General features: G+C 69.3%; 12 protein-coding genes and 1 rRNA gene. All 13 read left to right on the top strand.

Features of this window, described 5'->3' with window-relative positions:
- Window positions 1-178: 178 nt before the first annotated feature.
- The gene (gene pheS / locus EDF50_RS15245) at window positions 179-1,219 is read left to right on the top strand and encodes a phenylalanine--tRNA ligase subunit alpha (protein WP_123520346.1); all 1,041 of its coding nucleotides are present in this window, start codon (window positions 179-181) and stop codon (window positions 1,217-1,219) included.
- Window positions 1,219-3,729 (top strand): phenylalanine--tRNA ligase subunit beta, encoded by a 2,511-nt coding sequence (gene pheT / locus EDF50_RS15250; protein ID WP_123520347.1) that lies wholly within the window; start codon window positions 1,219-1,221, stop codon window positions 3,727-3,729. The genes pheS and pheT overlap by 1 nt, the downstream gene beginning before the upstream one ends.
- A gap of 58 nt (window positions 3,730-3,787) precedes the next feature.
- Window positions 3,788-4,837, top strand: coding sequence for an N-acetyl-gamma-glutamyl-phosphate reductase (argC, locus tag EDF50_RS15255; RefSeq protein WP_123520348.1), 1,050 nt, complete (start codon window positions 3,788-3,790; stop codon window positions 4,835-4,837).
- A complete protein-coding gene (gene argJ / locus EDF50_RS15260) occupies window positions 4,834-5,991 on the top strand; it encodes a bifunctional glutamate N-acetyltransferase/amino-acid acetyltransferase ArgJ (protein ID WP_123520349.1) in 1,158 nt (385 codons plus the stop codon). Before argC ends, argJ begins: the two co-directional genes overlap by 4 nt.
- Window positions 5,991-7,037, top strand: a complete 1,047-nt coding sequence (gene argB / locus EDF50_RS15265; protein ID WP_123520350.1) for an acetylglutamate kinase — start codon at window positions 5,991-5,993, stop codon at window positions 7,035-7,037. Before argJ ends, argB begins: the two co-directional genes overlap by 1 nt.
- On the top strand, window positions 7,034-8,236 hold the full coding sequence (locus tag EDF50_RS15270) for an acetylornithine transaminase (protein WP_255410096.1): 1,203 nt from the start codon (window positions 7,034-7,036) through the stop codon (window positions 8,234-8,236). Before argB ends, EDF50_RS15270 begins: the two co-directional genes overlap by 4 nt.
- Window positions 8,233-9,153 carry an ornithine carbamoyltransferase gene (gene argF, locus EDF50_RS15275; protein WP_123520351.1) on the top strand — a complete coding sequence of 307 codons (921 nt, stop codon included), beginning with the start codon at window positions 8,233-8,235 and terminating at the stop codon, window positions 9,151-9,153. Before EDF50_RS15270 ends, argF begins: the two co-directional genes overlap by 4 nt.
- Window positions 9,154-9,204: 51 nt before the next feature.
- Complete coding sequence (locus EDF50_RS15280; RefSeq protein ID WP_123520352.1) at window positions 9,205-10,407, top strand: argininosuccinate synthase; 1,203 nt, start codon at window positions 9,205-9,207, stop codon at window positions 10,405-10,407.
- Entirely contained in the window at window positions 10,404-11,870 is a 1,467-nt protein-coding gene (gene argH / locus EDF50_RS15285; protein ID WP_233570669.1) for an argininosuccinate lyase, read from the top strand. Before EDF50_RS15280 ends, argH begins: the two co-directional genes overlap by 4 nt.
- The gene (locus EDF50_RS16730) at window positions 11,867-12,004 is read left to right on the top strand and encodes a hypothetical protein (protein ID WP_158612743.1); all 138 of its coding nucleotides are present in this window, start codon (window positions 11,867-11,869) and stop codon (window positions 12,002-12,004) included. The genes argH and EDF50_RS16730 overlap by 4 nt, the downstream gene beginning before the upstream one ends.
- Before the next feature lie 31 nt (window positions 12,005-12,035).
- Window positions 12,036-12,680, top strand: coding sequence for a DNA-3-methyladenine glycosylase (locus tag EDF50_RS15290; RefSeq protein WP_123520353.1), 645 nt, complete (start codon window positions 12,036-12,038; stop codon window positions 12,678-12,680).
- Between the two features lie 35 nt (window positions 12,681-12,715).
- Window positions 12,716-14,029 carry a tyrosine--tRNA ligase gene (gene tyrS, locus EDF50_RS15295; RefSeq protein ID WP_233570670.1) on the top strand — a complete coding sequence of 438 codons (1,314 nt, stop codon included), beginning with the start codon at window positions 12,716-12,718 and terminating at the stop codon, window positions 14,027-14,029.
- Between the two features lie 665 nt (window positions 14,030-14,694).
- Window positions 14,695-14,976, top strand: a 16S ribosomal RNA gene (locus EDF50_RS15300); the annotation flags it as partial.

Consider the following 14,976-nt stretch of genomic DNA (forward strand, 5'->3'; position numbering starts at 1 on the left):
CTCTCGACGCTATACCCGAGGGTTAGTCACTTTTGAGGCGCTGACCAGGATCGGATGTTACGAGCGAGGTCGGGCGGCGTTCGCGGGGCGGGTCGCGGGCGGCGCTCTCCTTCGTCGGCCCCGATCGTCCGATCAGGAGGCGCGGGCCAGGTCCGAACGATCGCTAAGCTTGGTTCTCGTGTCAGACTCCGTGCCCCTCTCCGAAGACGCCGTCGCGTCGGCCGTCGATGCCGCCCTCGTGGCGATCGCCACGTCCGCGACCGTCGCCGAACTCAAGACCGCGCGTGCACAGCACGTCGGCGAGGCCTCGGTGCTGGCACGGCTGAACGCCGGGCTGCGCGACCTGCCGAACGACCAGAAGGCCGCGGCGGGCAAGCTCGTCGGCCAGGCCCGCGGTCGTGTCGGCCAGGCGGTGGCCACGCGCGAGGCCGAGTTGGCCGTCGTCGAGGAGAACGCCCGGCTCGCGGCCGAGGCCGTCGACGTCACGGCTCTGCCGTCGCGCCGTCGCGCGGGTGCCCGGCACCCCCTCGCGCTGCTGCAAGAGCGCATGGCCGACCTCTTCGTCGGCATGGGGTGGGAGGTCAACGAGGGGCCCGAGCTCGAGCACGAGTGGTTCAACTTCGACGCGTTGAACTTCGACGCCGACCACCCGGCGAGGGCCATGCAAGACACGTTCTTCGTCGACCCGGTCGACCGTCACCTGGTCCTGCGCACGCACACGTCGCCGGTGCAGATCCGCACGCTGCTCTCGAAAGAGCTGCCGGTCTACAACGTCGCGCTCGGTCGGGTGTTCCGCACCGATGAGCTCGACGCGACGCACACGCCCGTCTTCACCCAGCTCGAGGGAATCGCCGTCGACGAGGGCCTCACGATGGCGCACCTGCGCGGCACCCTCGAACACCTCGCTCGGTCGATGTTCGGTGCCGAGGCGCAGATCCGGCTGCGCCCCAACTACTTCCCGTTCACCGAGCCCAGCGCCGAGATGGACGTCTGGCAGCCGAACGCCAAGGGCGGCGCGCGGTGGGTCGAGTGGGGCGGCTGCGGCATGGTGAACCCGAACGTGCTGCGGGCGGCGGGCATCGACCCCGAGAAGTACCAGGGCTTCGCCTTCGGCATGGGCATCGAACGCACCCTCCAGTTCCGCAACGACCTCAACGACATGCGCGACATGGTCGAGGGCGACGTCAGGTTCAGCGAGCAGTTCGGGATGGTGGTCTGATGCGGGTTCCGTTGAGTTGGCTGGGCGAGTTCGTCGACCTGCCGGACGACGTGTCGCTCGAGGGCGTCCACGCCGCCCTCGTGTCGGTCGGATTCGAAGAAGAAGACGTGCACGTCGGTGACGTGACCGGGCCCCTCGTGGTCGGTCAGGTGCTCGAGTTCACGCCCGAGCCGCAGAAGAACGGCAAGACGATCAACTGGTGTCAGGTCGCCGTCGGCCCGAACGCCTCGACCGACCCCGACGACGTCCGTGGCATCGTCTGCGGCGCCCACAACTTCGTCGTCGGCGACAAGGTCGTCGTGTCGTTGCCTGGTGCCGTGTTGCCCGGGCCCTTCCCCATCGCCGCCCGCAAGACCTACGGGCACGTCTCCGACGGCATGATCGCCTCGAGCCGCGAGCTGGGCCTCGGCGACGAGCACGACGGCATCCTCGTGCTCTCGTCACTCGGTCTCGACCCCGAGGTCGGCACCGACGCGATCGCACTGCTGGGCCTCGACGAGGCCGCGGTCGAGATCAACGTCACGCCCGACCGGGGCTACGCCTTCAGCATCCGCGGGGTGGCCCGCGAGTACTCGCATGCCACGGGGGCGACCTTCCGAGACCCCGCGTCGCTCGTCTCGCCGACCCCGTCCTCCGGTTTCCCGGTCGTGGTCGACGACCAGGCCCCGGTGCGCGACCGCATCGGTGTGCAGACCTTCACCACCAAGGTCGTCCGAGGCATCGACGCGACCCTACCGACCCCTCCGTGGCTCGCATCTCGCCTGCGGCTGGCCGGTGTCCGCAGCATCTCGCTGCCGGTCGACGTCACCAACTACGTCATGTTCGAGCTCGGCCAGCCGATCCACGGCTACGACATCGACAAGGTCAGTGGTGGGCTCTCGATCCGTCGGGCGGCACCGGGTGAGCGCCTCGAGACCCTCGACGGCCAGGTGCGCGACCTGCACGCCGAAGACCTCGTGATCGCCGACGAGTCGGGTGCCGTCGGCCTGGCCGGTGTCATGGGCGGCGCCTCCACCGAGATCGGCGCGACCACGACCGGCGTCCTCGTCGAGGCCGCGACCTTCGACCCCACGTCGATCGCGCGGACCGCCCGCCGCCACAAGCTGCCGAGCGAGGCGTCCAAGCGCTTCGAGCGCGGTGTCGACCCGCAGGTGGCCGAGGCGGCCGCACAGCGCGTGGTCGACCTGCTCGTCGAGCTCGCCGGCGGCACGGCCGACACGCTCGGGTCGAGGTGGGACGAGTCCACCCCTCCCGAGACGATCACCCTGCCTGCCGACCGTGCCGTGCGCCTCATGGGCGTCGACTACACCGACGACGAGGTCTCGGGCGCCCTCACGGCCATCGGGGCGCGCGTCGAGCGTTCCGGTCACGACTGGCTCGTGACCCCGCCGACCTGGCGCACCGACCTGGTCGACTCCGCGTCGCTCGTCGAAGAGGTCGCCCGCATCACGGGGTACGACCGCATCCCCTCGGTGCTGCCCGTCGCCCCGGCCGGTCGCGGCTTGTCGCGCGAGCAGCAGCTGCGTCGGCAGGTGTCGAACGGGCTCGCCGCGGCCGGCTCCACCGAGGTCGCCGCGTACCCGTTCGTCTCGTCGGCCCAGAACCTCGCCTTCGGCTCGGCCGACGGCAGCGCGCTGCCCGCCGTCCGACTCGCGAACCCTCTCGACTCGGCGGCTCCCGAGTTGCGGCGGTCCCTCGTGCCGGGCCTGCTCGAGGTCGCCCGCCGCAACCTGGGTCGCGGTCTCGTCGACCTCTCGGTGTTCGAGGTGGGCACGGTCTTCCTCCCCGCCGAAGGCGTCGTCTACGGCAGCGACGAGGTGCCGTTCGGGGCCGCCCGCCCCGACGAGGCGACGCTGGCCGCCCTCGCCCAGGGCCTCCCGCCCCAGCCGCGACACCTCGGCCTGCTGACGGTCGGCACGGCCCTCGACCGCGCCCCGGGGCAACCGGCCGCCCCGGCCTCCCTCGCCGACGTGCTCGACGCCGTGCGCGTCGCCGCGTCCGCGGTCGCCGCCGAGGTCACCTTCCGTCAGGCGCATCACGTCTCGCTGCACCCGGGCCGAACGGCCGAGGTGCTCGTCGGTGACGAGGTCGTCGGCATCGCGGGCGAGCTGTTGCCGAGTGTGGCGTCCGAGCTCGACCTGCCCCGGGTCGTGGCGGTGGCCGAACTCGACCTCGATCGGCTGATCTCCCTCGCCGTCGTCGAACCGGTCACCTCGGCCCTGTCGTCCTACCCCGCGGCGACTCAAGACCTGTCTCTCGTGGTGGGAGTCGACGTCCCCGCGGGCGACGTGCTCGCCACGGTGCGCGAGGGCGCCGGTCCTCTGCTCGAGACCGTCCGGCTGGTCGACGACTACAGGGGTGCCGGGCTGCCCGACGCGTCGAAGTCGCTCACCTTCGCGCTGCGCTTCCGGGCCGACGACCGCACCCTCACCGCCGCCGAGGCCTCCGAGGCGAAGTCCGGTTCGGTCCGCCTGGCCGGTGAGCGATTCGGGGCGGCGCTCCGCGACTGACACTCGCCCGGCGCCGCCGCCCCTGATCCCAGGCCGATTCGAACATTAGGGTGGACGCATGCCTTTCTCCGTTGCCGTGGCCGGCGCGAGTGGTTACGCCGGTGGTGAGCTGTTGCGCTTGCTGGCCGAGCATCCCGACTTCGAGGTGCAGACCGTCACCGCGTTCCAGAACGCCGGTCAACGACTGCTCTCGGTCCAGCCGCACCTGCGCTCCCTCGCGCACCTGACCTTGGTCGAGACGACGCCCGAAGCCCTCGCGGGCCACGACGTCGTGTTCCTCGCCCTGCCCCACGGCAAGTCCGGGGCGATCACGGCCCAGCTACCCGACGACACGCTCGTCGTCGACTGCGGGGCCGACCATCGATTGACCGACGAATCCGCCTGGCAGGCGTTCTACGGGGGCGAGTTCTACGGGGCGTGGTCGTACGGCCTCCCCGAGCTGGTCCTGGGCGACACCTCGGGCCGTCAACGCGACGCCCTGGTCGGGGCCACGCGCATCGCGGTACCCGGCTGCAACGTCACGGCCGTCACCCTGGGGCTCGCGCCGGGGGTCCAGGCCGGTGTCGTCGAGACCTCGGACATCGTCACCGTGCTGGCCGTGGGCCCGTCCGGGGCGGGCAAGGCGTTGAAGACGCACCTGTTGGCGAGCGAGCTGATGGGGTCGGCGTCCGCCTACGGCGTGGGCGGCAGTCACCGTCACGTCCCCGAGATCCAGCAGAACCTGCGCGCGGCCGGTGCGACCGAGGTGAACGTCTCCTTCACGCCGGTGCTCGTGCCGATGTCGCGGGGCATCCTCGCGACGACGACCGCCCGTCTGGCGCCGGGGGTGACGGTCCACGACGTCCGGTCGGCGTGGCAGCAGGCCTATGCGAACGAGCCCTTCGTGCACCTCCTGCCCGAGGGGGAGTTCCCGCGCACGGCCGACACGATCGGGGCGAACACGGCCTTGATCGGTCTCGCCGTCGACGAGGCCGCCGACCGCGTCGTCGTCGTCACCGCGATCGACAACCTCGTCAAGGGCACGGCCGGCGCCGCCGTCCAATCCGCCAACATCGCCCTCGGCCTCGCCGAGACCACCGGCCTCGGCCAGAACGGAGTCGCCCCGTGAGCGTCACCGCAGCAGCCGGGTTCGAGGCCTCCGGCGTCGTCGCCGGTCTCAAGAGCACGGGCGCACCCGACGTCGCCCTGGTCGTCAACCGTGGTCGCAGCACCGCCGCGGCGGCCGTCTTCACCAGCAACCGGGCGAAGGCGAACCCCGTCCTCTGGTCGCAGCAGGTGGTCGCCGACGGTCGCGTCGACGCGGTCGTCCTCAATTCCGGAGGCGCGAACTGCTTCACGGGTGCGTTCGGCTTCCAGACGACCCACTCCACCGCCGAGACCGTGGCCGCGGCCCTCGACCTGTCGGCGACCGACGTCCTCGTCTGCTCGACGGGACTGATCGGAGTCGGCGACCAGACCTTCCGCGACAAGGTGCTGAGCGGCTCCACCGCGGCGGCGGGCGCCCTGTCGGTCGACGGTGGCCTCGACGCGGCCACGGCCATCATGACGACCGACACCAAGCCCAAGCAGGCCGTCGTCTCACGAGACGGATGGGTCGTCGGCGGAATGGCCAAGGGTGCGGGCATGCTCGCCCCCGGCCTCGCCACGATGCTCGTGGTGCTCACGACCGACGCCGAGGTCGACGCGTCGGGACTCGACTCCGCACTCCGAGAGGCCACCCGGGTCACCTTCGACCGTCTCGACTCGGACGGCTGCATGTCGACGAACGACACCGTCGTGTTGCTGGCCAGCGCCGAGTCCGGTGTGGCGCCTCCTGCCGACGACTTCGCGGCGGCGGTCACAGCGCTCTGTGCCGACCTCGCCGAACAGCTGCAGGCCGATGCCGAGGGCGCCTCGCACGACATCCGCATCGAGATCGTGGGGGCGGCGTCCGACGACGACGCCGTCGAGGTCGGTCGGTCCATCGCGCGCAACAACCTGTTCAAGGCGGCCGTCTTCGGCAACGACCCCAACTGGGGTCGGGTGCTCGCGGCGATCGGCACCACCTCGGCCGAATTCGACCCCTACGACGTCGACGTGACCATCAACGGCGTCCGGGTGTGCCACGCCGGTGCTCCCGACCGGCCGAGCGACGAGGTCGACCTCACCCCGCGGGCGGTCCACGTGCTCGTCGACCTGAAGACGGGCCCGGTCGAGGCGACCATCCTGACCAACGACCTCACGCACGACTACGTGCACGAGAACAGCGCCTACTCCAGCTGATGGGCGTCCACACGAGCATCGGCACCACGGCGGCCGACGAGCAAGAGTTGGCCGCGGTCAAGGCCTCGACGCTGATCGAGTCCCTGCCCTGGCTGAAGCGCTTCTCGGGCAAGGTCGTCGTCGTCAAGTTCGGCGGCAACGCCATGGTCAACGACGCCCTCAAGCAGGCGTTCGCCGAGGACATGGTCTACCTGCGGTACGCCGGGTTGCACCCGGTGGTCGTTCACGGTGGGGGCCCCCAGATCTCGGCCGCCCTCGACGCGGCAGGCATCGAGAGTGAGTTCCGAGGTGGCTACCGCTACACGTCGACCGAGGCGATCTCGGTCGTGCGTGACGTCCTGGCCGGTGAGGTCAACCGCGAGATCGTCGACCTCGTCAACGAGCACGGCGATCTCGCCCGGGGCGTCTCGGGCGAGGGGTCGACCTTGTTCGAGGGTCGCAAGCGCGGTGTGGTGGTCGACGGCGAGACCTTCGACCTGGGGCACGTCGGTGACGTGACGCACGTCGACCCGTCCTCGGTGCTGGCCGAGATCGAGGCAGGACGCATCCCCGTCGTCTCGTCCATCGCGACGAACCCGACCGAGCCGGAGCACGCCCTCAACGTCAATGCCGACGCCGCGGCCGGCGCGCTGGCCATCGCCCTCGGTGCGGCCAAGCTCGTCGTCCTGACCGACGTCGCGGGCCTCTACGCCGACTGGCCGAACCGCGACTCGCTCGTCGAGGCCATCACGGTCTCGGCCCTCACCGACATGCTGCCGACCCTCGAGTCGGGCATGATCCCCAAGATGCGCGCCTGCCTCGACTCGGTCGTGGGCGGCGTGGGCGGGGCGACCATCATCGACGGTCGCATCCCGCACTCGATCCTCCTCGAGGTGTTCACCCAGCGCGGGTCGGGCACCGAGGTGGTCCCGGACGACCGGGCGGCGTCGACCGGCGCCCCCGTCGTCACCTCGTTCGGCACGTCCGCCGGCGAGATCGTCACCACCGGGGGCACCGCCCCGGGTGGCCCTGCCGCGAGCGGCGCCGACACGAAAGGACAGTCGTGACCAAGATCCAGACCCAAGGCGGTACCTGGCAGCGCCGATTCGGCGACTCGATGATGCGCTCGCTGTCCACTCCCCGGGTGATGCTCGACCGCGGCGAGGGCTGTCAGGTGTGGGACGTCGACGGCAAGCGCTACCTCGACTTCCTGGCGGGCATCGCCGTGAACGCCCTCGGACACGCCCACCCGGTGCTCGTCGAGGCGCTCACCGAGCAGGCGAGCAAGCTGATCCACGTCTCCAACTACTTCGCGACGGCCCCTCAGGTCGAGCTCGCCGAACGGCTGACCCGCATCAGCGGCGCCGGCGAGCGTGGGCGTGTCTACTTCGGCAACAGCGGAGCCGAGGCCAACGAGGCCGCGGTCAAGCTGGCGCGCCTCAACCGCGGCGACGGCACCCGCACCCGCATCCTGGCCCTGCAGAACTCGTTCCACGGGCGCACCATGGGATCCCTCGCCCTGACCGGCAAGCCCGCCCTGCGCGAGCCGTTCGAGCCGATGATGCCCGGGGTCGAGCACATCGACACGACTCTCGAGGCACTCGAGGCGGCCTTCGACGGTACGGTGGCGGCCCTGTTCGTCGAGCCGATCAAGGGCGAGGCCGGCGTCGTCGACCTGCCCCACGGTTATCTCGAGCGCGCCCGCGAGCTCACCACGAAGCACGGGGCCCTCCTGATCCTCGACGAGATCCAGACCGGCATCGGCCGCACCGGCTCGTGGTTCGCCTTCCAGCAGCACGACATCGTCCCCGATGCCATCACGGTCGCCAAGGGCATCGCCGGGGGAGTCCCCATCGGTGCGCTCATCACCTTCGGCGACGCGTCCGACCTGTTCGAGGCCGGGCAGCACGGCAGCACCTTCGGCGGCAACCCCCTCGCCACGGCCGCGGCCAACGCGGTGCTCGGCGAGATCGAGGCGAGCCAGCTCGTGCTCAACGCGATCGTCCGCGGTGACCAGCTGCGTGCGGCAGTCGAGTCCATCGGTTCGCCCCTGGTCCGCGAGATCCGGGGCAACGGCCTCCTGATCGGCCTGGGGCTCTCGAAGCCCGTCGCGGCCCGGGTCGCTGCCGATGCCCTCGAGGCCGGCCTCATCGTCAACGCACCGAACGACTCGAGCATCCGCCTCGCCCCTCCGTTGATCGTCGGCGACGCCGAGATCGCCGAGTTCACCCAGACCATGACCACCGTCCTGAAAGGCCTCGAATGACCCGCCACTTCCTCCGGGACGACGACCTGACCACGGCCGAGCAGCTCGAGGTGCTCGACCTCGCCGACGAGCTCAAGCGCGATCGTTGGTCGCAGCGCCCGCTCGCCGGTCCGCAGACCGTCGCCGTCATCTTCGACAAGTCGTCGACGCGGACACGGGTGTCGTTCGCGGTCGGCATCGCCGACCTCGGCGGCAGCCCGTTGATCATCGCGACGGCGAACAGCCAGCTGGGTGGCAAAGAGACCCCGTCCGACACCGCACGCGTGCTCGAGCGGATGGTGTCGGCCATCGTCTGGCGCACCTACGCCCAGGCCGGGCTCGAAGAGATGGCGGCCGGGACGACCGTCCCCGTCGTCAACGCGCTGAGCGACGACTTCCACCCGTGCCAGCTACTCGCCGACCTGCAGACCATCCGCGAGAAGAAGGGCACGCTCGCCGGGCTCTCGGTCGCCTTCGTCGGTGACGGACGCTGCAACATGGGCCAGTCGTACCTGCTCGCCGGTGCGACAGCCGGCATGCACGTCCGGATCGGCGCCCCTGAGGGCTTCCTGCCCGACCCGACCGTCGTCGCCGACGCCGAGGCGATCGCCGCACGCACGGGCGGTTCGGTGCTGGTCACGACCGACGCGATCGAGGCCGTCTCCGGCGTCGACGTCGTCGTGACCGACACCTGGGTCTCGATGGGCAAAGAAGACGAGAAAGACGAGCGCGTCGCCGTCTTCGGGTCGTTCAAGGTCGACGAGGCGTTGATGGCCCGGGCCGACGACGACGCGATCTTCCTGCACTGCCTCCCCGCCGACCGCGGGTACGAGGTCACGGCCGACGTCATCGACGGCCCGACCAGCGTCATCTGGGACGAGGCCGAGAACCGGCTCCACGCCCAGAAGGCGCTGCTCACCTGGCTGCTGGCCCGCTGAGCACCCCCACCACCTCACACGTAGACACACCCACACCACACAAGGAGAACCATGGCGGAACGCGTCGTCCTCGCATACTCAGGAGGCCTCGACACCTCGGTCGGCATCGGCTGGTTGGCCGATGCCACCGGAAAAGAGGTGGTGGCCCTCGCCGTCGACGTCGGACAGGGCGGTGAGGACATGGAAGACATCCGTCAGCGTGCCCTCGACTGCGGCGCGGTCGAGTCGGTCGTCGTCGACGCCAAAGAGGAGTTCGGCACCGATTACCTGATGCCGGCCCTCAAGGCCAACGCGCTGTACCAGAAGACCTACCCGCTGGTGTCGGCTCTCAGCCGCCCGCTGATCGCCCGCCACCTCGCGTCGGTCGCCAAAGAGCTGGGCGCGAACAGCGTCGCCCACGGCTGCACCGGCAAGGGCAACGACCAGGTCCGCTTCGAGGCGGCCGTCGCGGCCCTCGCGCCCGACCTGACGAGCATCGCCCCGGTCCGCGACCTGGCCCTCACCCGCGACAAGGCGATCGTGTACGCGGAAGAGCACGACCTGCCCATCCGCCAGAGCGCGAAGAACCCCTACTCGATCGACAAGAACGTCTGGGGTCGTGCAGTCGAGACCGGGTTCCTCGAGGACCCGTGGAACGCTCCCATCGAGGACCTGTACGAGTACACGCAGGACCCGGCGGTCGTCAAGGACGCCGACGAGGTCGTCATCACGTTCGAGGCCGGCGTTCCGACCGCGATCGACGGTGTGGCGTTCACCCCGCTCGGCATCGTCGAGCGCATGAACGAGCTCGCGGGCAAGCACGGCGTCGGCCGCATCGACGTCGTCGAGGACCGCCTCGTCGGCATCAAGAGCCGCGAGGTCTACGAGGCACCCGGCGCGATGGCGCTGATCGCCGCGCACGAGGCGCTCGAGGCCCTGACCATCGAGCGCGACCTCGGCCGGTACAAGCGCGGGGTCGAGGCCGAGTGGTCGAACCTCGTCTACGACGGTCTGTGGTTCTCGGGCCTGAAGCGCTCGCTCGACGTCTTCATCGACGACACGCAGAAGTACGTGTCGGGTGAGATCCGTCTCAAGCTGCAGGGCGGCCGTGCCGTCGTGACCGGTCAGAAGAGCGACGCGAGCCTCTACGACTTCGACCTCGCCACCTACGACACGGGTGACACCTTCGACCAGTCCCTGTCCAAGGGCTTCATCGAGATCTGGTCGCTGCCCAGCAAGATCTCGGCTCGTCGCGATCTGGCCCACGGGGCGTGACCGACGCGATCGGGTTCGGCGACGTGCCCGGCAAGAACGAGCGCGCGGGCGAGGCGGGTGCCCTGTGGGGCGGCCGCTTCGCCTCCGGGCCGTCCGCCGAACTCGCGGCGCTGAGCAAGTCGACGCAGTTCGACTGGCAGCTGGCGTCGTACGACATCGCGGGGTCCCGTGCGCACGCCCGGGCCCTGGCCGCGGCGGGGTACCTCGACGGTTCCGAGCTCGACGCGATGATCTCGGCGCTCGACCGGCTCGAGTCGGACGTGCTCGACGGCACGTTCACCGCGGCCGAGTCCGACGAAGACGTGCACTCCGCGCTCGAGCGAGGGTTGATCGGCATCGCGGGCGTCGAACTCGGGGGCAAGCTGAGGGCGGGGCGCAGCCGCAACGACCAGATCGCCACACTCGTGCGCTTGTACCTGCGTGACCACGCCCGGGTCATCGGTCGGCAGGTCGTCGACCTGGTCGACGCCATCGCGGGGCAGGCGACGGCCCACCCGACGGCGGTCATGCCCGGCCGCACGCACCTCCAGCACGCCCAGCCGGTATTGCTCGCGCATCACCTGCTCGCCCACGCCTGGCCTCTGGTCCGTGACCTCGAGCGCTTGCGCGACTGGTCGCGCCGGGCCGGCGCCTCGCCCTACGGTGCGGGTGCCCTCGCGGGCAGCTCGCTGGGGCTGGATCCGCTGCTCGTGGCGACGGATCTCGGTTTCGACCGCACGACCGAGAACTCGATCGACGCGACCGCCAGTCGCGACGTGGTGTCCGAGTTCGCCTTCGTCACGGCGTCCATCGGCATCGACCTCTCCCGGCTCGCCGAAGAGATCATCCTCTGGAACACTCGCGAATTCGGCTTCGTCCGTCTGCACGACGCGTTCTCGACCGGGTCGAGCATCATGCCGCAGAAGAAGAACCCCGACATAGCCGAGCTGGCCCGCGGCAAGTCCGGGCGCCTGATCGGCAACCTGACGGGTCTGCTCGCGACGCTCAAGGGGCTGCCGCTGGCGTACAACCGCGACCTGCAAGAAGACAAAGAACCGGTGTTCGACTCCGTGTCACAGCTCGAGGTGCTGTTGCCGGCCTTCACGGGCATGGTGGCGACGCTGGACTTCGACGAGCAGCGCATGGCCGCTCTCGCTCCGCAGGGGTTCTCGTTGGCGACCGACGTCGCCGAGTGGCTGGTCCGACAGGGCGTGCCCTTCCGCGACGCGCACGAGATCAGCGGCGAGCTGGTCCGGTTCTGCGAGCAGCACGACCTCGAGTTGCACGAGCCCAGCGACGAGCAGTATGGGTCGATCTCGGCACATCTCACGCCCGAGATCCGGCCGGTCCTGACGGTCGAGGGATCGATCGCCAGCCGTCGCGGTGCCGGCGGCACGGCTCCCGAGCGCGTCGCCGAGCAGCTCGCGCAGCTGACCGAGCAGATGCGTCACCTCGTCCAGGCCCTCGCCCCGGCGGCGGCATGAGTCGTCGACGAGCGGGGTCAGGCGACGACCGGTCGGTCCGCACCTGGGTCGTGCCGGTCGTCGTCGCGATCTCCGTGGCGGTGCTCGTCGCCGTCGCGGTGATCGCGGTCGCCAGCGGCCAGCGCTTCTTCTGAACGCGACGGTCGCAGTGAGCCCGGGGGAGCGATGACGACGACATCCGCTGACGACGTGCTGGCGGCGTTGCTGGCCGAGCCGGCCCTGGCCGTGGCACCGCGCCTCCTCGGCTCGGTCTTCTGGTCGGGTGGCGTGGGCGTGCGCCTCACCGAGGTCGAGGCTTACCACGGTCAGGGGCAGGACCCTGGTTCGCACGCTCACCGGGGCCCGTCGGCCCGCAACGGCAGCATGTTCGAGGGCGGTGGGACGCTCTACGTGTACCTGTCGTACGGCATCCATCGTTGCGTCAACGTCGTGTGCGGGCCCGAGGGCTACGCGTCCGGTGTCCTGTTGCGCGCGGGTGAGGTGGTGGCGGGCGTCGACGAGGTGCGAGCGCGCCGGTCGACGTCACGGACGCCGACGGACCTCGCCCGTGGTCCCGGCCGGCTCGGTTCCGCCCTGGGCATCGAACTCGACGACGACGGCTCACGCCTCGTCGCCGAGACCCCCGGTCAGGAGGCGCGGTTCCGCTTGCGACTCCCGTCCGCACCGGTCGGCCCGATCGCCGCCGGCCCGCGTGTCGGTGTGTCGGGTCCCGCCGGCGGCGACGCCTTCCCCTGGCGGTTCTCGCTCGAGGGCGATCCCACGGTCTCGCCGTACCGTGCCGCCGTCTCGCGACGACGCGGTGGGGCGTGAAGGCGGGGACGGTGCCCGCTGGTAGCGTTTCACGCGTGACCAGTGAAACGACCGCAGACGTCCTGGCCGCCCAGAGCAACGATCCCTCGTTCGACGACGTGTGGGACGAGTTGCAGTGGCGCGGCCTGGTGCACGTCTCGACCGACGCCGATGCCCTGAAGACCCTTCTCGCCGGCCCGCCGATCACCTACTACTGCGGTTTCGACCCGACCGCGCCCAGCCTTCACCTCGGCAACCTCGTGCAGTTGCTCACCATGCGTCGCCTCCAGCTCGCGGGTCACCGGCCCCTGGGTCTCGTGGGCGGGTCCACCGGTCTCATCGGAGATCCGCGTCCCACGGCCGAGCGGGTGCTCAAGACGCCCGAGCAGACGGCCGAGTGGGTAGACCGCATCCGCGTCCACGTCGAGAAATTCCTCTCGGCCGATGGCGACAACGGGCTCCGGGTGGTGAACAACCTCGACTGGACGTCACCACTCAGCGCCATCGAGTTCCTGCGCGACATCGGCAAAAACTTCCGCGTCAACACGATGCTCAAGAAAGACGCCGTGGCCGCTCGGCTGAACTCCGACGCCGGTATCAGCTACACCGAGTTCAGCTACCAGATCCTGCAGGGTCTCGACTTCCGCGAGCTCTACCGCAGCTACGACTGCGTTCTGCAGACCGGCGGCAGCGACCAGTGGGGCAACCTCACCAGCGGCACCGAATTGATCCGTCGCACCGAGGGCGTCTCGGTGCACGCGATCGGCACGCCACTGATCACCAACACCGACGGCACCAAGTTCGGCAAGAGCGAGGGCAACGCCGTCTGGCTCGACGCCGAGCTGACCAGCCCCTACGCCATGTACCAGTTCTGGCTCAACACCGACGACGCCGACGTCGTCCCGCGACTCAAGGTGTTCACGTTCCTCTCGCGGGACGAGATCGAACGGCTCGCGAAGGCCGTCGCCGACGAGCCGTTCCGTCGGGAGGCGCAGCGCGCGTTGGCCTGGAACGTCACGGCCTTGGTCCACGGCACCTCGGCTACCCGGTCGGCCATCGACGCTGCCGCAGCCCTCTTCGGCCAAGGTGACCTCGCGGCCCTCGACCGGTCGACGCTCGCCAGTGCGATCGCCGAGCTGCCGTCGGCCACGGCGAATGCGACGACCAGCATCGCCCAGGCGTTGGTCGACACGGGACTCGTCGCCTCGTTGGGCGCGGCTCGTCGGGCCACGGCCGAGGGGGGCGTCTACGTCAACAACACCCGGGTCGAGAACGGCGAAGCAGTGGTGGCTGACTTCCGACTCGACGGGGGAGTCGTCGTGCTCCGGCGAGGCAAGAAGACGCTGGCCGGCGTGACCGTGCAGGTCTGACCCGGCGCCCGCAGGCTACGACCCCGAAGCCCGCTCTCCTCCTCGAGGGAGCGGGCTTCTTCTCGTCCTGGACGCGCGGGCGCACGAATCCCGGTGTTTACGGGCCTCGCCGGTGCGACACGCCCGGGATGCATGGAGATTTGGGGGTGGGGCCGAGGGCCTGTGTAAAGTAATCCGAGTCAGCCCAAAGGTGCGGCGGAGCGGCCAGGACAGCGACCAGAAATGGTCCCGATCCGGAGCTCACCGGCCTCAAGTGGTGACATCCTCCCCGAGACCAAGTCGTTTACGACGTGAGAATCGTGTGGTAGGGTTTCAAATCCATCCTCTGGTTCACGCCAGGCGCTGGTCTTCACGCGGTGAAGATCGGAAATCGAGTCAGTTTGACTTGGTCCACCAGGATGGTATGGTTCCACAGCAGCTTCGAGCGAAGGTCTTATCGGACCGGGACTCGAGTGCGTTTGGTCCTTGAGAACTCAACAGCGTGCACATTGTCAAATGCCAAATTATACCCTGGCATTGCTTGTGGCTTCATCTTTCGGTGGGGTTGTGAGTGGTGTTTAGGTTTCTTTGAGATTGATGGACAACAACAATCGTCAGATTGTTTTGTTCTTTAGTCAGCATCAAATTCAGCAGTCATGGCCTATTCCGGTTGTGCTGTTTTTTCTTTTACGGAGAGTTTGATCCTGGCTCAGGACGAACGCTGGCGGCGTGCTTAACACATGCAAGTCGAACGATGAACTGGAGCTTGCTCCAGGAATTAGTGGCGAACGGGTGAGTAACACGTGAGTAACCTGCCCTTGACTCTGGGATAAGCGCTAGAAATGGCGTCTAATACCGGATACGAGCTTCAGCCGCATGGCTAGGAGTTGGAAAGAATTTTGGTCAAGGATGGACTCGCGGCCTATCAGCTAGTTGGTGAGGTAATGGCTCACCAAGGCGACGACGGG

This window comes from Frigoribacterium sp. PhB24 (assembly GCF_003755185.1).
Lineage (GTDB): Bacteria > Actinomycetota > Actinomycetes > Actinomycetales > Microbacteriaceae > Frigoribacterium.

Excerpts from the sequence above, each read along its gene's own strand:
- EDF50_RS15290 (WP_123520353.1), top strand. The coding sequence starts at position 12,036 with ATGACGACGACATCCGCTGACGACGTGCTGGCGGCGTTGCTGGCCGAG.
- argC (WP_123520348.1), top strand. The coding sequence starts at position 3,788 with ATGCCTTTCTCCGTTGCCGTGGCCGGCGCGAGTGGTTACGCCGGTGGT.
- EDF50_RS16730 (WP_158612743.1), top strand. The coding sequence starts at position 11,867 with ATGAGTCGTCGACGAGCGGGGTCAGGCGACGACCGGTCGGTCCGCACC.
- EDF50_RS15280 (WP_123520352.1), top strand. The coding sequence starts at position 9,205 with ATGGCGGAACGCGTCGTCCTCGCATACTCAGGAGGCCTCGACACCTCG.
- pheT (WP_123520347.1), top strand. The coding sequence starts at position 1,219 with ATGCGGGTTCCGTTGAGTTGGCTGGGCGAGTTCGTCGACCTGCCGGAC.
- argF (WP_123520351.1), top strand. The coding sequence starts at position 8,233 with ATGACCCGCCACTTCCTCCGGGACGACGACCTGACCACGGCCGAGCAG.
- argB (WP_123520350.1), top strand. The coding sequence starts at position 5,991 with ATGGGCGTCCACACGAGCATCGGCACCACGGCGGCCGACGAGCAAGAG.